Raw genomic sequence first — 24,055 nt, 5'->3', positions numbered from 1 at the left:
CTTAACGGCTCCTGTTTAAGTTAAGACTTGGACTGTTCAGGCTGAGCACCGCTTGCGGCTTGCTGGTTATTATCAGCGGTAACTTCTTGTGCTTTTACCTGGACACCAGGACGCACTTTCTGCAGCCCACTTATTACTACGCGATCGCCTGCTTTCAGACCTTCTGTCACCAGCCACTTATCGCCGATAGCCTGGCTTGCAACGATCGGACGGGTTTCCACTTTGTCATCCGCGCCAACCACCAGTACGGTGGCATCGCCACGCGGCGTACGGGTTACGCCCTGTTGCGGGACTAAAATAGCGTTTGGATTAAGCCCTTCTTCCAGACGTGCACGCACGAACATACCTGGCAGCAGAGTGTGATCCGGGTTCGGGAAGATAGCGCGTAGGGTGATAGACCCAGTGGTCTGATCAACGGTAACGTCAGAGAATTCCAGCGTACCGTCCTGCGGGAACTTAATGCCGTCACTGGTGATCAGCGACACTTTGGCTTTGCCGTTCTCTTGTTTCAGCGTGCCATTCGCCAGTTCCTGTTTCAGGCGCAGGAAGTCGTTGCTGGACTGGGTCACATCAACGTAGATCGGATCAAGTTGCTGCACGGTTGCCAGCGCAGTCGCCTGACCGTTCTGTACCAATGCGCCTTCCGTCACGTTTGACTTACCAATGCGACCACTAATCGGAGAGGTGACTTTGGTGTAAGCCAGATTGATTCGCGCAGTTTCAACGGCAGCTTTCGCCGCAGTTACCGCAGCATTCGCCTGTTGCGCATCAGCCAGAGCCTGATCGTACTCTTGCTTACTGATGTACTGAGTACCGAGCAATTTCTGATAACGATTCACCGTCAATTGCGCGATATTGGCTGCAGCCTGGGCTTTCGCCAGATCACCTTTCGCACTGTCGTATGCCGCCTGATAGGTCGCAGGATCAATCTGATAGAGAGAGACACCTGCTTCGATGTCGCTACCTTCTTTGAAATTACGCTTCAGGATAATCCCGCTAACTTGAGGACGAACTTCTGCGATCCGGTAGGCACTGGTGCGACCCGGAAGCTCGGTTGTGATCTGCAGAGGTTCAGTTTTGACTGTTACTACGCCAACGGCGGGCATCTGCTGGCCACCTTGTTGGGCCTGTTTGTCGTCACATCCTGTTAGGGCTAAGCTGCCTGAGAGCATCAGAACGACCGCCAGAGGCGTAAACCCTCTGTTTTTGTTCATATGTAAACCTCGAGTGTCCGATTTCAAATTGGTCAATGGTCAAAAGTTAATAAACCCATTGCTGCGTTTATATTATCGTCGTGCTATGGTACATACATTCACAAATGTATGTAAATCTAACGCCTGTAAATTCACGAACATATGGCACGAAAAACCAAACAAGAAGCGCAAGAAACGCGCCAACACATCCTCGATGTGGCTCTACGTCTTTTCTCACAGCAGGGGGTATCATCCACCTCGCTGGGTGAGATTGCAAAAGCAGCTGGCGTTACGCGCGGTGCAATCTACTGGCATTTTAAAGACAAGTCGGATTTGTTCAGTGAGATCTGGGAACTGTCAGAATCCAATATTGGTGAACTAGAGCTTGAGTATCAGGCAAAATTCCCTGGCGATCCACTCTCAGTATTAAGAGAGATATTAATTCATGTTCTTGAGTCCACGGTGACAGAAGAACGGCGTCGATTATTGATGGAGATTATATTCCACAAATGCGAATTTGTCGGAGAAATGGCTGTTGTGCAACAGGCACAACGTAATCTCTGTCTGGAAAGTTATGACCGTATAGAACAAACGTTAAAACATTGTATTGAAGCGAAAATGTTGCCTGCGGATTTAATGACGCGTCGCGCAGCAATTATTATGCGCGGCTATATTTCCGGCCTGATGGAAAACTGGCTCTTTGCCCCGCAATCTTTTGATCTTAAAAAAGAAGCCCGCGATTACGTCGCCATCTTACTGGAGATGTATCTCCTGTGCCCCACGCTTCGTAACCCTGCCACTAACGAATAACCCTGAATCTGACTCCAGGAATTTTCCTGGACATTTTCGTCGTTGCTATTCTGGTTCACTGCGTCGTGATATTCTTGCGGTTTGACTTTTTCAGGTCGTTCTTCAGGTTCAGAAACCTTCATTCATCATGACTATGTTCCAGTATTACAAACGATCACGGCATTTTGTTTTTTCAGCATTTATTGCTTTTGTTTTTGTCTTGTTATGCCAGAACACGGCGTTTGCGCGGGCGTCATCGAATGGTGATCTGCCGACAAAAGCGGACCTGCAGGCACAACTTGACTCACTGAATAAACAAAAAGATCTTTCTGCTCAGGACAAACTGGTGCAGCAGGATCTGACAGATACATTAGCCACCCTCGATAAAATCGATCGCGTAAAAGAAGAGACAGTTCAGCTACGGCAAAAAGTCGCTGAAGCGCCGGAAAAAATGCGCCAGGCGACCGCGGCGTTAACAGCACTTAGTGATGTCGATAACGACGAAGAAACGCGCAAAATTCTGAGCACGCTTTCGTTGCGCCAGCTGGAAACTCGCGTTGCCCAGGCGCTGGACGATTTGCAAAACGCACAAAATGATCTGGCGTCTTATAACAGCCAGCTGGTTTCGTTACAGACGCAGCCCGAACGCGTACAAAATGCGATGTATAACGCTTCGCAGCAGCTGCAACAAATTCGCAGTCGTCTGGATGGGACTGATGTCGGCGAGACAGCCTTACGTCCCAGCCAGAAAGTGTTAATGCAGGCTCAGCAGGCTTTGCTGAATGCCGAGATTGACCAGCAGCGTAAAAGCCTGGAAGGGAACACAGTCTTACAGGATACCTTGCAAAAGCAACGGGATTACGTGACGGCGAACAGCGCCCGTCTGGAGCACCAGTTGCAGCTGTTGCAAGAAGCAGTAAACAGCAAGCGCCTGACTTTAACCGAAAAAACGGCGCAGGAAGCCGTCTCCCCGGATGAAGCCGCGCGTATTCAGGCTAATCCGCTGGTGAAGCAGGAACTGGAAATTAACCAGCAGTTAAGTCAGCGTCTGATTACCGCGACTGAAAACGGTAATCAGTTGATGCAGCAAAACATTAAAGTCAAAAACTGGCTGGAGCGGGCGCTGCAATCGGAACGCAATATTAAAGAGCAGATTGCCGTCCTGAAGGGCAGTCTGCTGTTGTCACGTATCCTGTACCAGCAACAACAAACACTCCCCTCGGCAGATGAACTGGAAAACATGACCAACCGCATCGCGGATTTGCGTCTCGAACAGTTTGAAGTCAACCAGCAGCGTGACGCGCTGTTCCAGAGCGATGCGTTCGTCAGCAAACTGGAAGAAGGTCACACCAACGAAGTCAACAGCGAAGTTCACGATGCATTATTGCAAGTAGTTGATATGCGTCGCGAATTGCTGGATCAGCTTAACAAACAGTTGGGTAACCAGCTGATGATGGCCATTAACCTGCAAATCAACCAGCAGCAGTTAATGAGTGTGTCGAAAAACCTGAAATCCATCCTGACGCAGCAAATTTTTTGGGTGAACAGTAACCGCCCGATGGACTGGGACTGGATTAAAGCGTTCCCGCAAACGCTGAAAGATGAATTTAAGTCGATGAAAATCACGGTGAACTGGGAAAAAGCCTGGCCCGCCGTATTCATCGCCTTCCTCGCTGGTTTGCCGCTGCTGTTGATTGCCGGGCTGATTCACTGGCGTTTAGGCTGGCTGAAAGCATATCAACAAAAACTGGCTTCGGCGGTAGGTTCCCTGCGTAACGATAGCCAGCTCAATACGCCAAAAGCGATTCTTATTGACCTAATCCGCGCACTGCCGGTGTGCCTGATTATTCTCGCTGTCGGCCTGATTCTGCTGACTATGCAGCTCAATATCAGCGAGTTATTGTGGTCGTTCAGCAAAAAACTGGCGATTTTCTGGCTGGTGTTTGGCCTGTGCTGGAAAGTGCTGGAGAAAAACGGTGTTGCCGTGCGTCACTTTGGTATGCCGGAACAGCAGACCAGCCACTGGCGTCGGCAAATTGTCCGCATCAGCCTCGCGTTGCTGCCGATCCATTTCTGGTCTGTGGTGGCAGAACTCTCCCCGCTGCATCTGATGGATGATGTGCTGGGGCAGGCGATGATTTTCTTCAACCTGCTGCTGATTGCCTTCCTGGTGTGGCCGATGTGCCGCGAAAGCTGGCGTGATAAAGAGTCGCACACCATGCGACTGGTCACCATTACCGTGCTGTCGATTATCCCGATTGCGTTGATGGTGCTGACCGCCACGGGTTACTTCTACACCACGCTGCGCCTCTCCGGGCGTTGGATTGAAACCGTTTATTTGGTGATCATCTGGAACCTGCTGTACCAGACGGTATTGCGCGGCTTAAGCGTAGCGGCGCGGCGTATCGCCTGGCGTCGTGCACTGGCGCGTCGGCAGAATCTGGTGAAAGAGGGCGCAGAAGGTGCCGAACCGCCGGAAGAACCCACCATTGCGCTGGAGCAGGTTAACCAGCAGACGCTGCGTATTACCATGTTGCTGATGTTTGCGCTGTTCGGTGTCATGTTCTGGGCAATTTGGTCTGATTTGATCACCGTGTTCAGCTATCTCGACAGCATTACGCTCTGGCATTACAACGCTACTGAAGCTGGTGCTGCGGTGGTGAAAAACGTCACCATGGGCAGTCTGTTGTTTGCGATTATCGCCTCAATGGTGGCCTGGGCGTTGATTCGCAACCTGCCTGGTTTGCTGGAAGTGCTGGTGCTCTCGCGACTGAATATGCGCCAGGGCGCGTCGTATGCCATTACTACCATCCTTAACTACATCATTATTGCCGTTGGTGCGATGACGGTGTTCGGATCGCTGGGCGTCTCGTGGGATAAACTCCAGTGGCTGGCGGCAGCATTATCCGTAGGTCTTGGTTTTGGTTTACAAGAGATCTTCGGTAACTTCGTTTCCGGTTTGATCATTCTGTTCGAACGTCCGGTGCGCATAGGCGACACGGTAACCATTGGTAGCTTCTCGGGTACGGTCAGCAAGATCCGTATTCGTGCGACAACGATTACCGATTTCGATCGCAAAGAAGTGATTATCCCGAACAAAGCGTTTGTTACCGAGCGTCTGATCAACTGGTCGTTAACTGACACGACTACGCGTCTGGTGATCCGTCTCGGCGTAGCCTATGGCTCCGATCTGGAAAAAGTGCGTAAAGTGTTGCTGAAGGCGGCGACTGAGCACCCAAGGGTGATGCACGAACCAATGCCGGAAGTCTTCTTTACGGCATTTGGTGCCAGCACGTTGGATCATGAGCTGCGTCTGTATGTGCGTGAACTGCGTGACCGTAGCCGTACTGTCGATGAGCTGAACCGTACTATCGATCAGTTGTGCCGTGAAAACGACATCAACATTGCCTTTAACCAACTTGAAGTGCATCTGCACAACGAGAAGGGCGATGAAGTGACGGAAGTGAAACGCGACTACAAAGGCGACGATCCGACGCCAGCGGTAGGGTAATAACCAAAGGGGGCGACATTTAGTTGCCCCGAGATTACTAACAAAGTGCGCGTTGTTCATGCCGGATGCGGCGTGACCGCCTTATCCGGCCTACGAAACCGCAAGAATTCAATATATTGCAGGAGCGGTGTAGGCCTGATAAGCGTAGCGCATCAGGCAGTTTTGCGTTTGCCCACAATCTTAGGGGACATTTAGCGGCCCCATTTATTTCTCACTTTTCCGCCTCATCATCGCGCGTTAATTTCTTTTCATAATCGCGTTTTACAATATCCAGCGCGCGCAGCACGGTGCGGGCTGGGATCTGATTTTCTTCCAGTAGCACAATCAAATCGACGGCCAGTTTGACATCGTCAGGGGCATTTTCCAGTGACATACTCTCTCCATTGCTAGCGGGTTAAACGCGCTAACCTGTTTTCGATTTTTTCCAGCGCATGGCGGCAGCGTGCCAGGCGCGCTTCATAGGCTTCCACTTCACGATGCAGCGTCTGCTGTTCCACGAGATCGGTCGCTCGTGCCAGACGGGCTCTACGTTCGGCAACCATCTCACGTAGCCGCCGCTCAAAATCCTGATGCTGAATACGTTTACGCTGCCAGCGGGCAATTTTCGGTGGCGCACTGTCCCACTCGCGTAGCGACCAGGCTGTGGCTTCACGCGCTATAGCCTCCAGTTGCGCCGCCAGATGTTCCGCCAGCCAGGCGACTTGCGGCAGTTGCTGTTGCTCAACGGCATGACGAAGCGCAGCCAGATTATCGCCCGCCTCATCGAGACAAGCCTGCAGTGTTGTCGCACGAGTCTGAAAAAGATGCCTGTTAAAACGGGCGCTTAGCGTGGCAAATTGCGCTACCGGGGCACAACGCTGACGCAGCGTAGCGAGCTGTCCTTCCAGTTTTTCCAGCAGCAGGGCGGTTTTCACGATAAGACCTCAATGAAAATGATAATTGTTATGCTAAAGTAGCCACTCTGTAAGCTGACAACACTCAATATGCAACGAATCATTTTAATCATCATTGGCTGGCTGGCGGTAGTGCTGGGTACGCTGGGCGTGGTATTACCGGTATTACCGACGACGCCGTTTATCCTGCTGGCGGCCTGGTGCTTTGCCCGTTCTTCCCCGCGCTTTCACGCCTGGTTGCTGTACCGCTCATGGTTTGGCAGCTATCTACGTTTCTGGCAGAAACATCATGCGATGCCGCGCGGCGCAAAACCACGGGCGATTTTGCTTATTTTGATTACGTTTACGATTTCGCTGTGGTTCGTCCAGATGCCGTGGGTGCGCATCATGTTGCTGGTAATTCTCGCCTGTTTGCTTTTTTATATGTGGCGAATTCCGGTGATTGATGAAAAGCAAGAAAAGCACTGAAGCACAACAATCGCAGTTGCAATTATTGCGTACAGCCAGTACATTCTGGCGTTTTCGAGCACAGGCGCAGGCGGTCAAAGGTTAAACAACTGTTACTTTTGATACGTTCAAAACGCGCCGTGAGTACCACCGTAACAAGCAGGCATACACTTATGACCGCGACTGCACAGCAGCTTGAGTATCTCAAAAATAGCATCAAAAGCATTCAGGACTACCCAAAACCCGGCATTCTTTTCCGCGATGTCACCAGCTTACTGGAAGACCCGAAAGCTTACGCTCTCAGCATCGACTTGCTGGTTGAGCGTTACAAAAATGCGGGCATTACCAAAGTGGTCGGCACCGAAGCGCGTGGCTTCTTGTTTGGCGCTCCGGTAGCTCTGGGTCTGGGCGTTGGCTTTGTACCGGTCCGTAAACCGGGCAAACTGCCGCGTGAAACCATCAGTGAAACTTACGACCTGGAATACGGCACCGATCAGCTGGAAATCCACGTTGATGCCATCAAACCGGGCGATAAAGTTCTGGTGGTGGACGATCTGCTGGCAACCGGCGGCACTATCGAAGCGACCGTTAAACTGATCCGTCGTCTGGGTGGTGAAGTAGCTGACGCTGCGTTCATTATCAACCTGTTCGATCTCGGCGGCGAACAGCGTCTCGAAAAACAGGGCATTACCAGCTACAGCCTTGTCCCGTTCCCGGGCCATTAATTATCGTCAGTCTTGCGCTGCTCACGCTACGGGCAGCACAAGATGTGCATTCAGCCTCGCCGTTCTGACGGGGCTGTGTTAGCATTACCCCTTCGTGAATCCACCTTCCAGCGTTTCAGAGCCTGCCAATGAGTTATCAGGTCTTAGCCCGAAAATGGCGCCCACAAACCTTTGCTGACGTCGTCGGCCAGGAACATGTGCTGACCGCACTGGCGAACGGCTTGTCGTTAGGGCGTATTCATCATGCTTATCTTTTTTCCGGCACCCGTGGCGTCGGAAAAACCTCTATCGCCCGACTGCTGGCGAAGGGGCTAAACTGCGAAACTGGCATTACCGCGACGCCGTGCGGCGTGTGCGATAACTGTCGTGAAATCGAGCAGGGGCGCTTTGTCGATCTGATTGAAATCGACGCCGCCTCGCGCACCAAAGTTGAAGACACTCGTGACCTGCTGGATAACGTCCAGTACGCGCCAGCGCGTGGTCGTTTTAAAGTTTATCTGATCGACGAAGTGCATATGCTGTCGCGCCACAGCTTTAACGCACTGTTAAAAACCCTTGAAGAACCGCCGGAGCACGTCAAGTTTCTGCTGGCGACGACCGATCCGCAGAAATTGCCGGTGACGATTTTGTCACGCTGTCTGCAATTTCATCTCAAAGCGCTGGATGTCGAGCAAATTCGCCATCAGCTTGAGCACATCCTCAACGAAGAACATATCGCTCACGAGCCACGGGCGCTGCAATTGCTGGCACGCGCCGCTGAAGGCAGCCTGCGAGATGCCTTAAGTCTGACCGACCAGGCGATTGCCAGCGGTGACGGCCAGGTTTCAACCCAGGCCGTCAGTGCGATGCTGGGTACGCTTGACGACGATCAGGCGCTGTCGCTGGTTGAAGCGATGGTCGAGGCCAACGGCGAGCGCGTAATGGCGCTGATTAATGAAGCCGCTGCCCGTGGTATCGAGTGGGAAGCGTTGCTGGTGGAAATGCTCGGTCTGTTGCATCGTATTGCGATGGTACAACTTTCGCCTGCTGCACTTGGCAACGACATGGCCGCCATCGAGCTGCGGATGCGTGAACTGGCGCGCACCATACCGCCGACGGATATTCAGCTTTACTATCAGACGCTGTTGATTGGTCGCAAAGAATTACCGTATGCGCCAGACCGCCGTATGGGTGTTGAGATGACGCTGCTGCGCGCGCTGGCGTTCCATCCGCGTATGCCTCTGCCTGAGCCAGAAGTGCCACGCCAGTCCTTTGCGCCCGTTGCGCCAACGGCAGTAATGACGCCAACACAGGTGCCGCCGCAACCGCAATCAGCGCCGCAGCAGGCACCGACTGTACCGCTCCCGGAAACCACCAGCCAGGTGCTGGCGGCGCGCCAGCAGTTGCAGCGCGTGCAGGGAGCAACCAAAGCAAAAAAGAGTGAACCGGCAGCCGCTACCCGCGCGCGGCCGGTGAATAACGCTGCGCTGGAAAGACTGGCTTCGGTCACCGATCGCGTTCAGGCGCGCCCGGTGCCATCGGCGCTGGAAAAAGCGCCAGCCAAAAAAGAAGCGTATCGCTGGAAGGCGACCACTCCAGTGATGCAGCAAAAAGAAGTGGTCGCCACGCCGAAGGCGCTGAAAAAAGCGCTGGAACATGAAAAAACGCCGGAACTGGCGGCGAAGCTGGCGGCAGAAGCCATTGAGCGCGACCCGTGGGCGGCTCAGGTGAGTCAACTTTCGCTACCAAAACTGGTCGAACAGGTGGCGTTAAATGCCTGGAAAGAGGAGAGCGACAACGCAGTATGTCTGCATTTGCGCTCCTCTCAGCGGCATTTGAACAACCGCGGCGCACAGCAAAAACTGGCTGAAGCGTTGAGCACGTTAAAAGGTTCAACGGTTGAACTGACTATCGTTGAAGATGATAATCCCGCGGTGCGTACGCCGCTGGAATGGCGTCAGGCGATATACGAAGAAAAACTTGCGCAGGCGCGCGAGTCCATTATTGCGGATAATAATATTCAGACCCTGCGTCGATTCTTCGATGCGGAGCTGGATGAAGAAAGTATCCGCCCCATTTGATCGTAAGCACAGCTTACGTTCGTCATCCTTAACGTGATTGAGAGAGAAACCTATGTTTGGTAAAGGCGGTCTGGGTAACCTGATGAAGCAAGCCCAGCAGATGCAAGAAAAAATGCAGAAAATGCAGGAAGAGATCGCGCAGCTGGAAGTCACCGGCGAATCTGGCGCAGGTCTGGTAAAAGTGACCATCAACGGTGCACACAACTGCCGTCGCGTAGAGATCGACCCGAGCCTGCTGGAAGACGACAAAGAGATGCTGGAAGACCTGGTGGCTGCAGCATTCAACGACGCAGCACGTCGTATTGAAGAAACGCAGAAAGAAAAAATGGCCTCTGTATCCTCCGGAATGCAGCTGCCGCCTGGCTTTAAGATGCCATTCTGATGCAAACCAGCCCGCTGTTAACACAGCTTATGGAAGCACTGCGCTGTCTGCCGGGCGTTGGCCCGAAGTCGGCGCAGCGTATGGCGTTCACGCTGCTTCAGCGCGATCGTAGCGGCGGGATGCGTCTGGCGCAGGCGCTCACCCGGGCGATGTCGGAAATCGGTCACTGCGCCGATTGCCGCACCTTCACCGAACAGGAAGTCTGTAACATCTGTTCGAATCCACGTCGTCAGGAAAACGGTCAAATCTGCGTGGTGGAGAGTCCGGCGGACATTTACGCCATTGAGCAGACGGGGCAGTTTTCAGGTCGTTATTTTGTGTTGATGGGACACCTGTCACCGCTGGACGGCATCGGTCCTGATGATATCGGGCTTGATCGTCTGGAACAGCGTCTGGCAGAGGAAAAAATCACTGAAGTGATCCTCGCCACCAACCCCACGGTTGAAGGTGAAGCTACCGCTAACTACATTGCCGAGCTTTGTGCGCAATATGACGTGGAAGCCAGCCGAATCGCTCATGGCGTACCGGTTGGCGGCGAACTGGAAATGGTCGATGGCACCACGCTGTCACACTCCCTTGCCGGGCGTCATAAGATTCGTTTTTAAGCAAACGAGAGCAGGATCACCTGCTCTCGCTTGAAATTATTCTCCCTTGTCCCCATCTCTCCCTCATCCTGTTTTTAACCTTAAAATGGCATTATTGAGGTAGACCTACATGAAAGGACAAGAAACTCGTGGTTTTCAGTCAGAAGTGAAACAGCTTCTGCACCTGATGATCCATTCTCTCTATTCCAATAAAGAAATCTTCCTGCGTGAGCTTATCTCTAACGCCTCCGATGCGGCGGACAAGCTGCGTTTCCGCGCGCTTTCTAACCCGGACCTGTACGAAGGTGATGGTGAACTACGCGTTCGTGTCTCTTTCGATAAAGACAAGCGCACGCTGACCATCTCCGATAACGGCGTGGGGATGACCCGCGACGAAGTGATTGACCATCTGGGGACTATCGCTAAATCCGGCACCAAATCATTCCTCGAATCCCTGGGTTCTGACCAGGCGAAAGACAGCCAGCTGATCGGTCAGTTTGGTGTTGGTTTCTACTCTGCGTTTATCGTGGCTGACAAAGTGACCGTGCGTACTCGCGCGGCAGGCGAAAAACCAGAAAACGGCGTCTTCTGGGAATCGGCTGGCGAAGGTGAATACACCGTTGCCGACATCACTAAAGAAGATCGTGGTACTGAAATCACCCTGCATCTGCGTGAAGGCGAAGACGAGTTCCTCGATGACTGGCGTGTGCGTTCCATCATCAGCAAATATTCCGACCATATCGCGCTGCCGGTAGAGATCGAAAAACGCGAAGAGAAAGACGGCGAAACCGTTATCTCCTGGGAGAAAATCAACAAAGCGCAGGCGCTGTGGACTCGTAACAAGTCGGAAATCACCGATGAAGAGTACAAAGAGTTCTACAAACACATCGCCCACGACTTTAACGAGCCGCTGACCTGGAGCCACAACCGCGTTGAAGGTAAGCAGGAGTACACCAGCCTGCTGTACATTCCGTCTCAGGCACCGTGGGATATGTGGAACCGCGATCATAAACACGGTCTGAAACTGTATGTTCAGCGTGTGTTCATCATGGACGACGCAGAACAGTTCATGCCGAACTATCTGCGCTTCGTGCGTGGTCTGATTGACTCCAGCGATCTGCCGCTGAACGTTTCCCGTGAAATCCTCCAGGACAGCACGGTAACGCGTAACCTGCGCAATGCGCTGACCAAGCGTGTGCTGCAAATGCTGGAAAAACTGGCGAAAGACGACGCGGAAAAATACCAGACCTTCTGGCAACAGTTTGGCCTGGTACTGAAAGAAGGTCCGGCGGAAGATTTCGCTAACCAGGAAGCGATCGCCAAACTGCTGCGTTTTGCTTCTACCCATACCGATTCTTCTGCGCAGACCGTGTCTCTGGAAGACTACGTTTCCCGCATGAAAGAAGGGCAGGAGAAAATCTACTATATCACCGCAGACAGTTACGCGGCAGCGAAGAGCAGCCCGCACCTGGAACTGCTGCGTAAGAAAGGCATCGAAGTTCTGCTGCTTTCCGACCGCATCGATGAGTGGATGATGAACTATCTGACTGAGTTCGACGGTAAACCGTTCCAGTCTGTGTCTAAAGTTGACGAGTCGCTGGAAAAACTGGCTGACGAAGTTGATGAGAGCGCGAAAGAAGCGGAGAAAGCACTGACTCCGTTCATCGACCGTGTGAAAGCCCTGCTCGGCGAGCGCGTGAAAGATGTCCGTCTGACTCACCGTCTGACCGATACGCCAGCGATCGTTTCGACCGACGCGGACGAAATGAGCACTCAGATGGCGAAACTGTTCGCTGCGGCGGGCCAGAAAGTGCCAGAAGTGAAATACATCTTCGAACTGAACCCGGATCACGTACTGGTGAAACGTGCGGCGGATACTGAAGATGAAGCGAAGTTCAGCGAGTGGGTAGAACTGCTGCTGGATCAGGCGCTGCTGGCAGAACGCGGCACGCTGGAAGATCCGAACCTGTTTATTCGTCGTATGAACCAGCTGCTGGTTTCCTGATGTCATGCCGGATGACCTTCGTGTCATCCGGCATTTTTCTTTTCTTCATCTGCACTTTCCGCAAATTATCTTGCCATTAACCGTTTCAGCCTCAGGTGCCTTTCTTGAGGCAATCGCCTGTTGGTGGTATCGTTTATCGCTTTTTCAAAAAATTCGACACATTTTAAGGGGATTTTCGCAATGCGTATCATTCTGCTTGGCGCTCCGGGCGCGGGGAAAGGGACTCAGGCTCAGTTCATCATGGAGAAATATGGTATTCCGCAAATCTCCACTGGCGATATGCTGCGTGCTGCGGTCAAATCTGGCTCCGAGCTGGGTAAACAAGCAAAAGACATTATGGATGCTGGCAAACTGGTCACCGACGAACTGGTGATCGCGCTGGTTAAAGAGCGCATTGCTCAGGAAGACTGCCGCTACGGTTTCCTGTTGGACGGCTTCCCGCGTACCATTCCGCAGGCAGACGCGATGAAAGAAGCGGGCATCAATGTTGATTACGTTCTGGAATTCGACGTACCGGACGAACTGATTGTTGACCGTATCGTAGGCCGCCGCGTTCACGCGCCGTCTGGTCGTGTTTATCACGTTAAATTCAATCCGCCGAAAGTAGAAGGCAAAGACGACGTTACCGGTGAAGAGCTGACTACCCGTAAAGACGATCAGGAAGAGACCGTACGTAAACGTCTGGTTGAATACCATCAGATGACTGCACCGCTGATCGGCTACTACTCCAAAGAAGCGGAAGCGGGTAACACCAAATACGCGAAAGTTGACGGCACCAAGCCGGTGGCTGAAGTTCGCGCAGCTCTGGAAAAAATTCTCGGCTAATCAAGCCGCCGCAGATCTGCTCTCGGGCAGGTCTGCTCATCCTCCTCAGGCAATACCTCTTACAGCAATTAGTTCTTCTTCTTCACTTTTCCGCTACAATTATCAACAAGTTGAATCGATAAGAGGCGGTAATGCGTCAAACTAAAACCGGTATCCTGCTGGCAAATCTGGGTACGCCTGATGCCCCCACACCTGAAGCGGTAAAACGCTATCTGAAACAATTTTTAAGCGACAGACGCGTGGTTGATACCTCACGGTTGTTATGGTGGCCGTTGCTGCGCAGCGTGATTTTGCCGCTGCGTTCGCCGCGTGTGGCGAAGCTGTATGCCTCTGTCTGGATGGAAGGTGGCTCGCCGCTGATGGTTTACAGCCGCCAGCAACAGCAGGCGCTGGCGCAACGTTTACCGGAGACGCCCGTGGCGCTGGGAATGAGCTACGGCTCGCCATCACTGGAAAGCGCCGTAGATGAACTTCTGGCAGAGCATGTAGATCATATTGTGGTGCTGCCGCTTTATCCGCAATACTCCTGTTCAACGGTCGGTGCGGTATGGGATGAACTGGCACGCATTCTGGCGCGCAAACGTAGCATTCCGGGGATATCGTTTATTCGTGATTACGCAGATAACCACGATTATATTAATGCACTGGCGAACAGCGTACGTGCTTCTTTTGCCAAACATGGCGAACCGGATCTGCTGTTGCTCTCTTATCATGGCATTCCCCAGCGTTATGCAGATGAAGGCGATGATTACCCGCAACGTTGCCGCACAACAACTCGCGAACTCGCTTCCGCACTGGAGATGGCACCGGAAAAAGTGATGATGACCTTTCAGTCGCGCTTTGGTCGGGAACCCTGGCTGATGCCTTATACCGACGAAACGCTGAAAATGCTCGGAGAAAAAGGCGTGGGTCATATTCAGGTGATGTGCCCGGGCTTTGCTGCGGATTGTCTGGAGACGCTGGAAGAGATTGCCGAGCAAAACCGTGAGGTCTTCCTCGGTGCGGGCGGGAAAAAATATGAATATATTCCGGCGCTTAATGCCACGCCGGAACATATCGAAATGATGGCTAATCTTGTTGCCGCGTATCGCTAAAGCTGAGCGGTAAAGAACTGAGCGCCGTCGCGAAGAGCCTCGTCGGCGGTTTTCATCATCCGTGAATAATGCAAAAAGGCGTGCAGCATACCGGAGTAGAGTTTGAACTCACAAGGTTGCTGGTGTGCCGCTAACGTCTGGTAAAGCAGACAGCTGTCATCCAGCAGTGGATCGAACTCCGCCCCGGCAATAAAACAGGGCGGAACTTCGCGAGTGAGATCATTATTAAACAGGCAGTAATATGGCGACTCGCGGTCCGCGTCGTTGCTTAAATACGCCTCTTCATACATCTGCAAATCCTGTTGCGTTAAGCCATCCCAGACACCACCCAACAGACGACGAGTCACGGAATCCCGTAATCCGTAAAGCCCATACCACAGCAAAACGCCCGCAACTTTACCGCAATCGATCTGTTTATCGCGCAACCACAACGCACTGGCGAGCGCCAGCATGGCACCTGCGGAATCACCAGCAAAACCAATGCGGGACATATTGATTTGATAATCCTCCGCCTGCTGGTGGAAATAACAACAGGCAGCCACAATTTCCTCTATCGCTTGCGGAAAACGCGCTTCAGGTGAAAGGGTGTAATCAATGCCAATCACCGTACATTGGCTGTAGCTTGCCAGCAGGCGCATGATGCGATCGTGGGTATCGAGATTGCCGAGAATAAAACCGCCTCCATGCAAATAAAATAGCGTCGCCGGGCTATCTGGCTGCGGATAAAAGAGACGTGTTTTCACCTGCCCATATTTTGTTGGAACCCTGTAAGCTCTGGTTGCCATTTCTGGAGCGCCCACATTCCAGAATCGGCGCTCAAGCGTGTAATACTGTCGTTGCTCAGCAATCGCTCCCGTTGCAGGCCAGGGCGGTAAATCCGGCTGAAGAGTATTCACAACGGTCTTCATTTCAGCAGAGATAAGGTCCAGAACGGGTAATTTGTTTTCCGGCTTCATGCAAAAATTCCTTTCAAATTACGTCATTGTAAGGAACCACTGCCATGAAAATGCGATCCCGCCTGCTGATATTGAAACTGGCTGCGTCTCGCGCGCTCCCGTCAGATTGTGTTAACATTCGCCGCTCAGTTAACCACCCGTAAAAACAACCATGAAATTTCCCGGTAAACGTAAATCCAAACATTACTTCCCCGTAAACGCACGCGATCCGCTGCTTCAGCAATTCCAGCCAGAAAACGAAACCAGCGCTGCCTGGGTAGTGGGTATCGATCAAACGCTGGTCGATATTGAAGCGAAAGTGGATGATGAATTCATTGAGCGTTATGGATTAAGCGCCGGGCATTCACTGGTGATTGAGGATGACGTTGCCGAAGCGCTTTATCAGGAACTAAAACAGAAAAACCTGATTACCCATCAGTTTGCGGGTGGCACCATTGGTAACACCATGCACAACTACTCGGTGCTCGCGGACGACCGTTCGGTGCTGCTGGGCGTCATGTGCAGCAATATTGAAATTGGCAGCTACGCCTATCGTTACCTGTGTAACACCTCCAGCCGTACCGATCTTAACTATCTACAAGGCGTGGATGGCCCGATTGGTCGTTGCTTTACGCTGATTGGCGAGTCCGGGGAACGTACCTTTGCTATCAGCCCGGGCCACATGAACCAGCTGCGGGCTGAAAGTATTCCGGAAGATGTGATTGCCGGAGCCTCGGCACTGGTTCTCACCTCTTATCTGGTGCGTTGCAAGCCGGGTGAACCCATGCCGGAAGCAACCATGAAAGCCATTGAGTACGCGAAGAAATATAACGTACCGGTGGTGCTGACGCTGGGCACCAAGTTTGTCATTGCCGAGAATCCGCAGTGGTGGCAGCAATTCCTCAAAGACCACGTCTCTATCCTTGCGATGAACGAAGATGAAGCCGAAGCGTTGACCGGAGAAAGCGATCCGTTGTTGGCATCTGACAAGGCGCTGGACTGGGTAGATCTGGTGCTGTGCACCGCCGGGCCAATCGGCTTGTATATGGCGGGCTTTACCGAAGACGAAGCGAAACGTAAAACCCAGCATCCGCTGCTGCCGGGTGCTATAGCGGAATTTAACCAGTATGAGTTTAGCCGCGCCATGCGCCACAAGGATTGCCAGAATCCGCTGCGTGTCTATTCGCACATTGCGCCGTACATGGGCGGGCCGGAAAAAATCATGAACACTAATGGAGCAGGGGATGGCGCACTGGCAGCGTTGCTGCATGACATTACCGCCAACAGCTACCACCGTAGCAACGTACCAAACTCCAGCAAACATAAATTCACCTGGTTAACTTATTCATCGTTAGCGCAGGTGTGTAAATATGCTAACCGTGTGAGCTATCAGGTACTGAACCAGCATTCACCTCGTTTAACGCGCGGCTTGCCGGAGCGTGAAGACAGCCTGGAAGAGTCTTACTGGGATCGTTAAGTTATCGTCGGTTCGTAGGCCAGATAAGGCGTTCACGCCGCATCTGGCATTTTGCTCTCAATGCCTGATGCGACGCTGGCGCGTCTTATCAGGCCTACATATCCGCGCCTATTATCCGGCAACCACCGTTTACCTCGTCACCACCTCACCCGCCGGTGGCGTTTCCAGCAGTTCCAGCATAGTACGGGCAATTTCACGCTCACCCATCACTACCTGATTCGCACCACGTTCGGTGATATACGCCACTTCATCGTCATAATGGGCGCGGGCAATAATCTCAATATCCGGATTTTTCGCGCGGGCAGATGCCACAATCTCGCCCGCTTCATAGCCGTTGGGAATCGTCAGGATCAGCCATTTTGCACATTCCAGATGCGCCAGTTGCATAATTTCTTCGTTAGCCGCATTGCCCAATACTGCGCGGACCCCGCGCTCGCGCAGCTCATCAACACGGGTTCGTGACGTCTCAATCACCACCAGCGGAATATCAGAGGCGAGCAATTTCTCCCCCAGCAGGCTGCCTACACGACCGTAACCCACCAGTAGCGCATGGTTGCAAATATCCACTGGGATCTGCTTCTCTTCTTCGATTGCCTCTTCCAGCGTCTGCTCTTCCAGCGTTTCGGTCTTCGCCAGATATTTCTCCAGTAGTGCGAACAGTACCGGGTTGAGCATAATCGACAGGATCGCCCCTGCCAGTACCAGGTTTTGTCCGGCCTGCGGCAGTAAATTCAATGCCATTCCTAGTCCCGCCAGGATAAACGCGAACTCACCAATCTGCGCCAGGCTGGCGGCGATGGTTAACGCCGTGCGCTGGGAGTGACCAAACAAACGCACAAGGAACAGGGCCGCGACCGATTTACCAAACAGAATAATTGCCAGCGTCGCCAGTACTGCCAGCGGTTGCTGAATCAGAATTAACGGATCAAACAACATCCCGACGGAGACAAAAAACAGCACCGCAAACGCGTCGCGCAATGGCAGTGTATCGTGGGCGGCACGGTGACTCAGTTCAGACTCGTTCAGTACCATCCCGGCAAAGAACGCACCGAGTGCAAAGGAGACATCAAACAGCTCTACCGCACCAAAGGCAATCCCTAACGCCAGCGCCAGCACCGACAGGGTAAACAGCTCGCGGGAACCGGTTGCTGCGCTGCGTGCCATAATCCACGGCACCAGACGGCGACCTACCAGCATCATAATGGCGATAAATGCGATCACCTTGCCGATGGTGATCCCCATATCGACTGCAAGAGTGGCAAAGCCCACATCGCCCTGTTCCATCATTCCTGCTACCGCGGGTAGCAATACCAGCGTCAGGACCATCACCAGGTCTTCCACAATCAACCAACCGATGGCGATTTGCCCACGCTGACTGTCAATTAATTGCCGTTCTTCAAGTGCGCGCAGTAACACCACGGTACTGGCGGTGGAAAGACATAAGCCGAACACGATACCGGTCATTAACGACCAGCCCAGCACGGCGGAGAGCGCCATACCCAGCAGCGTCGCCACGGCTATCTGGGCGATCGCGCCGGGAATGGCGATGGACTTTACCGCCATCAAATCCTTGAGCGAAAAATGCAAACCGACGCCGAACATCAGCAAAATAACGCCCAGTTCAGCCAGTTCCGGCGCAAGCTTGGTATCGGCAACAAAGCCCGGAGTGAATGGTCCTGCCAGCACACCCGCTAACAGATATCCCACCAGAGGAGAAATACGTAGTTTATTGGCCAGCATGCCGAGGATAAAGGCGAGCACAAGGCCGCCAACAATGGTGGTGATAAGCGGGGTGGCGTGATGCATTCCGTCTCCTTTTCCTGGTGGTTATTGTCCATTTTTGGCCGGGAAAACCAAAATTACAGGTAATAGTTTATGACAATTTCATTGATGATGTTTATGAATAATTGTTGAATTTTGCAGAAAAATGGAATTAGCTGCAAAAAAAAGCACGGATCGGAAAACAGAAGGCGGTTTAACAGAGGAAAGGCTTATGGCGACTGTAAAACGATGCAGCCAAAGTTTGCCTTTGGCTGCAATGAAATCAGTCTTTATGCCGGTTATCAGGCAGGAATATGGTCAATATCCCCAATAGTGGCAGGAAAGCACAGATTTTATAGACTAACTCTATGCTGGTGTGGTCGGCGATAAGCCCCAGAACTGCCGCCCCCAGACCTCCCATGCCGAAAGCAAAACCGAAAAACAGTCCAGAAACCATACCGATACGTCCCGGAAGCAGCTCCTGGGCGTAGACCAGAATGGCAGAGAATGCTGAAGCGAGGATAAATCCAATAATCACCGTTAAAACCCCCGTCCAGTGCAGGCTGGCGTAGGGTAAAATCAGCGTAAACGGCGCAACACCGAGGATAGAGCCCCAAATCACATATTTCCGTCCAATTTTATCCCCTACAGGCCCGCCAATCACCGTACCTGCCGCAACGGCAAACAGGAAGGCAAACAAATGAAGCTGAGCATTCTGGATAGATAATCCGAATTTTTGCATCAGATAAAAGGTGTAATAGCTGCTGATGCTCGCCATATAGAAATATTTCGAGAAAATGAGGATTAACAGAATGCTGACCGCCAGAACAACTTTATTGCGCGGCAGTGGATTGATAATCGTCGCTTTGGGTTTTCCTTTATTCATTCGGTGCTGTGCCGAGTACCAACGGCTGATTTGCGCCAACACCACGATCGCCAGCAGTGCCGCAAGCACAAACCAGGCAACGTTGCCTTTGCCATAAGGCGCGATAATCACCGCCGCCAGCAAGGGGCCCAGGGAACTGCCAAAGTTGCCGCCGACCTGAAATATAGATTGCGCCAGGCCATGACGCCCGCCGGAAGCCATACGGGCCACGCGAGAAGATTCCGGATGAAAGACCGATGAACCGGTACCGACCAGCGCCGCTGCCAGCAGAACTGCGCCGAAACTGCCCGCCAGCGCCAGCAGCACCAGACCACTTAAGGTAAAGCACATGCCAATCGGCAACGACCACGGCATCGGATATTTATCGGTCCAGTAGCCGACCACCGGTTGCAGTAGCGAAGAGGCGAGCTGGAAGGTGAGGGTTATCATGCCAATCTGCATAAATGTCAGAGAAAATTCTGACTGAAGCAGTGGATAAATCGCCAGAATCAGCGATTGGATCATGTCGTTCAGCAGATGTGAGAGGCTGATAGCACCTAAAATACCAAACGATGTTCGGGCCTTAGTCGTTGACGCAGCCGCGCCCGCCACAGGCTGGGTTTGTTCACTCATTGCCATAGGAAAGTCACTTTTTCAGGGTTGCGATGTAAAGAATGATCTTATTTGTGATTATTACCCGACTAACATACCTGTATGCGCCGCCTGAAGGAAGTCTCAACGCGGAATACAGAATTTCTAATCTGGATGCAGATTTATCTTCACCGGACGCAGACTTGTCTATGATGTCGCGTCATACTATTTTTCAACACGTTGAAATCAGGTCAGGGAGAGAAGTATGAAATTATTACAGCGGGGCGTGGCGTTAGCACTGTTAACCACATTTACACTGGCGAGTGAAACTGCTCTGGCGTACGAGCAGGATAAAACCTACAAAATTACAGTTCTGCACACCAATGATCATCATGGGCATTTTTGGCGCAATGAATATGGTGAATATGGTCTGGCGGCGCAAAAAACGCTGGTGGATGGTATCCGCAAAGAGGTTGCGGCTGAAGGCGGTAGCGTGCTGCTACTTTCCGGTGGCGACATTAACACTGGCGTGCCCGAGTCCGACTTACAGGATGCCGAACCTGATTTTCGCGGTATGAATCTGGTGGGCTATGACGCGATGGCGATCGGTAATCATGAATTTGATAACCCGCTCACCGTATTACGCCAGCAGGAAAAGTGGGCTAAGTTCCCGTTGCTTTCCGCCAATATCTACCAGAAAAGTACCGGCGAGCGCCTGTTTAAACCATGGGCGCTGTTTAAGCGTCAGGATCTGAAAATTGCCGTTATTGGCCTGACGACGGATGACACAGCCAAAATTGGTAATCCGGAATATTTCACTGATATCGAATTTCGTAAGCCCGCTGATGAAGCGAAGCTGGTGATTCAGGAGCTGCAACAGACAGAAAAGCCAGACATTATTATCGCGGCGACCTATATGGGGCATTACGACAATGGTGAGCACGGCTCTAACGCACCGGGCGATGTGGAGATGGTACGCGCGCTGCCTGCCGGATCGCTGGCGATGATCGTCGGTGGTCACTCGCAAGATCCAGTCTGTATGGCGGCAGAAAACAAAAAACAGGTCGATTACGTGCCGGGTACGCCATGCAAACCGGATCAACAAAACGGCATCTGGATTGTGCAGGCGCATGAGTGGGGCAAATACGTGGGACGGGCTGATTTTGAGTTTCGTAATGGCGAAATGAAAATGGTTAACTACCAGCTGATTCCGGTGAACCTGAAGAAGAAAGTGACCTGGGAAGACGGGAAAAGCGAGCGCGTGCTGTACACCCCTGAAATCGCTGAAAACCAGCAAATGATCTCGCTGTTATCACCGTTCCAGAACAAAGGCAAAGCGCAGCTGGAAGTGAAAATAGGCGAAACCAATGGTCGTCTGGAAGGCGATCGTGACAAAGTACGTTTTGTACAGACCAATATGGGGCGGTTGATTCTGGCAGCACAAATGGATCGCACTGGTGCCGACTTTGCGGTGATGAGCGGAGGCGGAATTCGTGATTCTATCGAAGCAGGTGATATCAGCTATAAAAACGTACTGAAAGTGCAGCCATTCGGCAATGTGGTGGTGTATGCCGACATGACCGGTAAAGAGGTGATTGATTACTTGACCGCCGTCGCGCAGATGAAGCCAGATTCAGGTGCCTACCCGCAATTTGCCAACGTTAGCTTTGTGGCGAAAGACGGTAAACTGAACGACCTGAAAATCAAAGGCGAACCGGTCGATCCGGCGAAAACTTACCGCATGGCGACATTAAACTTCAATGCCACCGGCGGGGATGGCTATCCGCGCCTTGATAACAAACCGGGCTATGTGAATACCGGCTTTATTGATGCCGAAGTGCTGAAAGCGTATATACAGAAAAGCTCGCCGCTGGATGTGAGTGTTTATGAACCGAAAGGTGAGGTGAGCTGGCAGTAATGAACCCCGTCGCGGCGTCATGATATGACGCCGCCATTTATGAATATTGAAATCTTGCATCGTAATCGCGATGTGTCAAACCAAATGCCATCAGCATATAATTCTGCGGATCACCAGGCTGTTCTTCATCTGCTTCAAACCAAAGTGTCACGCCTGAGCGATTGACGTGGATTAAGAGTGTATGGGGCGATTGACGGCGGATTTGCAGATCAGCGCCTTCGTTAACAAGCATGTTAAATACACGCGTAACGTTCAACTCAGCGACGTTATTCAATATTCCTTTATCAAATCGGATCGCTTTGCCCAAATGGATTTGGCTCAGATAATCGCACCAAATCATATATAGCTTGTTGTTTTCGAAATGAAACTCAACATTACCAAATAGCCAGATATAAAAACCATTTCCCATATCATTTTTAGAGTCCGGCTCAACAAAGTTTTGTTCCAACCATGCCATTGTTTGCCCCAGTTCGACAAAATCGAATTTTCCGTTAAAGACAAAATTGTGGAAGCTAACATCAACAAGATGGTCAAATTTCATCTTTCGCTCCTTTGTGAATTTTTTACATGCTTCAAAAGCCAGCGTAATTTACATCGGTGCAGGCGACTCTCCAGTGTTGAGCGAAAATTTGCGATGTCGACATTGGACCGATCTACCGCAGCAACCCCCGTGTATTGTGGGATCGGTGAAGGGATTTTTTGTAACTTTCCCAGCGCCAGCAGTTGTTGAATGATCCTGCTACCGTCGTGGTAATCATCGTAAATAGCCACTGGCAGAGGCTGCCAGGCGGGGGTCGATTTGATAAATCCGGAAAAAAAATACGGGTCCAGATCGCCGAAAGCAAAGCCGTAGGCGAGGGGAACTTCAATATTTTGCTCTGTTTTTTTATTCTCAAATGTACAATGAAAACCGTGAAAACAATACTGCCACTTTCCCATTTTGCCTTTTCGCTTACGGTTGCATTTGAAGGGGGCAAAGGTAACTAGCGGGTTATTTTCCGCCATCTCAACGTTCAGTTGTTCAGCCAATGCAAATATAAGCTCTGTCGCCAGCTTACGATATTCTTTCGCGCAGTGTTCGAAAAAATCCTGATGGCGGTTAATCTCTTCAAGCGATATTAATCTGGCGATCCTGATAACCGGGTCGGCAGAATGCATGCCAACAACAAATTCATCGAGCTGTGCTTTCAGCACCAGCCCGAATTCCTCACGATACCTCTCTGCTTCGCTGGCAAAATGCAGATGTAATACCTTCTCTCTCGATGTTTGCCGAAGTAAGGCGATATCCGGTATCTCATCTGCACAAGCGATACTTAATGTCTCTGTAATCCTTTCCACATCTCATCTTCCGTGTGCATCACTTAATCGCGACGGGCGATATCAGCAAATTTGGCATCGAGTATCTTTGCCAGGTCGCTTGCCGCCAGTTCGATATCCAGACCGCGCTTGCCGCCGGAAACATAAATAGTGGCAAATTCTTGTGCGGGGGCGTCGATAATCGTTGGCAGACGTTTTTTCTGCCCCAGTGGGCTAATCCCTCCAACCAGATATCCCGTCGAACGCTGCGCGACCATCGGATCGGCCATCTCAACTTTCTTGGCACCCAGCGCTTTTGCTACTTTTTTAAGATCCAGTTGACCTGCGACCGGCGTAACGGCCACGGCAAGGTGTTTCATATCACCGTTCACTGCGACCAGCAGCGTTTTGTAGACCTGATCCGGATTCAAACCTAATTTTTTGACGACTTCATCGCCAAAATTGGTTTCAGCCGGATCGTGCTCGTAGGTATGGATTTGAAACGAAATCTTGTTTTTTTCGAGTAATTTAACTGCGGGTGTCATGGTAATTTTCCTGCCTTAAACAAAAAAACGAAGCAAGCATACGCCTGATGGCGGTCCAAAAAAAAGAGTCATCTTGCCTAAGAGTATTGGCAGGATGGTGAGATTGAGCGACAATCGAGTTACACCGTCGCTTAAAGTGACGGCATAATAATAAAAAAA

The 24,055-nt window shown here is 51.8% G+C and carries 21 protein-coding genes and 1 other annotated feature; of the genes, 12 read left to right on the top strand and 9 right to left on the bottom strand.

The window, feature by feature from the left end; all coding sequences use genetic code 11:
* Positions 1-20: 20 nt before the first annotated feature.
* A complete protein-coding gene (gene acrA / locus EAS44_RS18360; RefSeq protein WP_001295833.1) occupies positions 21-1,214 on the bottom strand; it encodes a multidrug efflux RND transporter periplasmic adaptor subunit AcrA in 1,194 nt (397 codons plus the stop codon).
* A gap of 141 nt (positions 1,215-1,355) precedes the next feature.
* Between acrA and acrR the strand changes: the two genes are divergently transcribed.
* Positions 1,356-2,003, top strand: a complete 648-nt coding sequence (gene acrR / locus EAS44_RS18355) for a multidrug efflux transporter transcriptional repressor AcrR (protein WP_000101737.1) — start codon at positions 1,356-1,358, stop codon at positions 2,001-2,003.
* A gap of 127 nt (positions 2,004-2,130) precedes the next feature.
* On the top strand, positions 2,131-5,493 hold the full coding sequence (mscK, locus tag EAS44_RS18350; RefSeq protein ID WP_000177749.1) for a mechanosensitive channel MscK: 3,363 nt from the start codon (positions 2,131-2,133) through the stop codon (positions 5,491-5,493).
* A 211-nt stretch (positions 5,494-5,704) separates the two neighbouring features.
* Here the strand turns inward: mscK and rsmS are convergent, their stop codons facing one another.
* On the bottom strand, positions 5,705-5,866 hold the full coding sequence (rsmS, locus tag EAS44_RS18345; RefSeq protein ID WP_000051146.1) for a pleiotropic regulatory protein RsmS: 162 nt from the start codon (positions 5,864-5,866) through the stop codon (positions 5,705-5,707).
* A 13-nt stretch (positions 5,867-5,879) separates the two neighbouring features.
* On the bottom strand, positions 5,880-6,407 hold the full coding sequence (priC, locus tag EAS44_RS18340; protein ID WP_000844868.1) for a primosomal replication protein N'': 528 nt from the start codon (positions 6,405-6,407) through the stop codon (positions 5,880-5,882).
* Positions 6,408-6,476: 69 nt separating this feature from the next.
* On the opposite strand from priC, the gene ybaN reads away from it, so the two are divergent.
* The 8 genes from ybaN to hemH all read left to right on the top strand — a co-directional run bounded on the left by ybaN (position 6,477) and on the right by hemH (position 14,508).
* Positions 6,477-6,854 (top strand): DUF454 family protein, encoded by a 378-nt coding sequence (gene ybaN / locus EAS44_RS18335; RefSeq protein ID WP_001188900.1) that lies wholly within the window; start codon positions 6,477-6,479, stop codon positions 6,852-6,854.
* A gap of 152 nt (positions 6,855-7,006) precedes the next feature.
* Positions 7,007-7,558 carry an adenine phosphoribosyltransferase gene (gene apt, locus EAS44_RS18330; protein WP_000127356.1) on the top strand — a complete coding sequence of 184 codons (552 nt, stop codon included), beginning with the start codon at positions 7,007-7,009 and terminating at the stop codon, positions 7,556-7,558.
* A gap of 128 nt (positions 7,559-7,686) precedes the next feature.
* Positions 7,687-9,618, top strand: coding sequence for a DNA polymerase III subunit gamma/tau (gene dnaX, locus EAS44_RS18325; RefSeq protein ID WP_000122015.1), 1,932 nt, complete (start codon positions 7,687-7,689; stop codon positions 9,616-9,618).
* Positions 8,951-9,015 (top strand) — a sequence feature (DnaX frameshifting element). (Overlaps the previous gene by 65 nt.)
* Positions 9,619-9,670: 52 nt before the next feature.
* Entirely contained in the window at positions 9,671-10,000 is a 330-nt protein-coding gene (ybaB, locus tag EAS44_RS18320; protein ID WP_000467098.1) for a YbaB/EbfC family nucleoid-associated protein, read from the top strand.
* Positions 10,000-10,605: a recombination mediator RecR gene (recR, locus tag EAS44_RS18315; RefSeq protein ID WP_001195025.1), complete on the top strand. Its 606-nt coding sequence runs from the start codon at positions 10,000-10,002 to the stop codon at positions 10,603-10,605. The genes ybaB and recR overlap by 1 nt, the downstream gene beginning before the upstream one ends.
* Positions 10,606-10,714: 109 nt before the next feature.
* A complete protein-coding gene (gene htpG / locus EAS44_RS18310) occupies positions 10,715-12,589 on the top strand; it encodes a molecular chaperone HtpG (RefSeq protein WP_000678211.1) in 1,875 nt (624 codons plus the stop codon).
* Positions 12,590-12,769: 180 nt separating this feature from the next.
* Positions 12,770-13,414: an adenylate kinase gene (gene adk, locus EAS44_RS18305; RefSeq protein WP_001331495.1), complete on the top strand. Its 645-nt coding sequence runs from the start codon at positions 12,770-12,772 to the stop codon at positions 13,412-13,414.
* 131 nt (positions 13,415-13,545) lie between these two features.
* Complete coding sequence (gene hemH / locus EAS44_RS18300; protein WP_001250129.1) at positions 13,546-14,508, top strand: ferrochelatase; 963 nt, start codon at positions 13,546-13,548, stop codon at positions 14,506-14,508.
* On the opposite strand, the gene aes is transcribed toward hemH, so the two are convergent.
* Positions 14,505-15,464 (bottom strand): acetyl esterase, encoded by a 960-nt coding sequence (aes, locus tag EAS44_RS18295; RefSeq protein ID WP_000801795.1) that lies wholly within the window; start codon positions 15,462-15,464, stop codon positions 14,505-14,507. The genes hemH and aes overlap by 4 nt on opposite strands.
* 151 nt (positions 15,465-15,615) lie before the next feature.
* Here aes and gsk point away from each other — a divergent pair, with 151 nt between their 5' ends.
* Entirely contained in the window at positions 15,616-16,920 is a 1,305-nt protein-coding gene (gsk, locus tag EAS44_RS18290; protein WP_000671574.1) for an inosine/guanosine kinase, read from the top strand.
* 129 nt (positions 16,921-17,049) lie between these two features.
* Here gsk and ybaL read toward each other — a convergent pair whose 3' ends face one another.
* Both ybaL and fsr read right to left on the bottom strand, forming a co-directional pair.
* Positions 17,050-18,726 (bottom strand): YbaL family putative K(+) efflux transporter, encoded by a 1,677-nt coding sequence (ybaL, locus tag EAS44_RS18285; protein WP_000546254.1) that lies wholly within the window; start codon positions 18,724-18,726, stop codon positions 17,050-17,052.
* 238 nt (positions 18,727-18,964) lie between these two features.
* Positions 18,965-20,185: a fosmidomycin MFS transporter gene (gene fsr / locus EAS44_RS18280; protein ID WP_001251632.1), complete on the bottom strand. Its 1,221-nt coding sequence runs from the start codon at positions 20,183-20,185 to the stop codon at positions 18,965-18,967.
* Positions 20,186-20,402: 217 nt separating this feature from the next.
* Here fsr and ushA point away from each other — a divergent pair, with 217 nt between their 5' ends.
* Positions 20,403-22,055 (top strand): bifunctional UDP-sugar hydrolase/5'-nucleotidase, encoded by a 1,653-nt coding sequence (gene ushA, locus EAS44_RS18275; protein WP_000771762.1) that lies wholly within the window; start codon positions 20,403-20,405, stop codon positions 22,053-22,055.
* 37 nt (positions 22,056-22,092) lie between these two features.
* Here ushA and EAS44_RS18270 read toward each other — a convergent pair whose 3' ends face one another.
* Genes EAS44_RS18270 through ybaK form a run of 3 tightly spaced genes read right to left on the bottom strand, consistent with a single transcriptional unit; the run spans position 22,093 to position 23,896 of the window.
* Positions 22,093-22,596, bottom strand: coding sequence for a hypothetical protein (locus EAS44_RS18270; protein WP_000667000.1), 504 nt, complete (start codon positions 22,594-22,596; stop codon positions 22,093-22,095).
* Entirely contained in the window at positions 22,593-23,393 is an 801-nt protein-coding gene (locus EAS44_RS18265; RefSeq protein WP_000439796.1) for a DUF6896 domain-containing protein, read from the bottom strand. Before EAS44_RS18265 ends, EAS44_RS18270 begins: the two co-directional genes overlap by 4 nt.
* A 23-nt stretch (positions 23,394-23,416) precedes the next feature.
* Positions 23,417-23,896 carry a Cys-tRNA(Pro)/Cys-tRNA(Cys) deacylase YbaK gene (ybaK, locus tag EAS44_RS18260; protein ID WP_000186633.1) on the bottom strand — a complete coding sequence of 160 codons (480 nt, stop codon included), beginning with the start codon at positions 23,894-23,896 and terminating at the stop codon, positions 23,417-23,419.
* Positions 23,897-24,055: the final 159 nt, after the last annotated feature.

The sequence above is a fragment of the Escherichia coli DSM 30083 = JCM 1649 = ATCC 11775 genome (genome assembly GCF_003697165.2).
Classification (GTDB): domain Bacteria; phylum Pseudomonadota; class Gammaproteobacteria; order Enterobacterales; family Enterobacteriaceae; genus Escherichia; species Escherichia coli.
The sequence above is the reverse complement of the archived record's forward strand: the minus strand, read 5'-3'. Positions and strand labels throughout refer to the sequence as shown.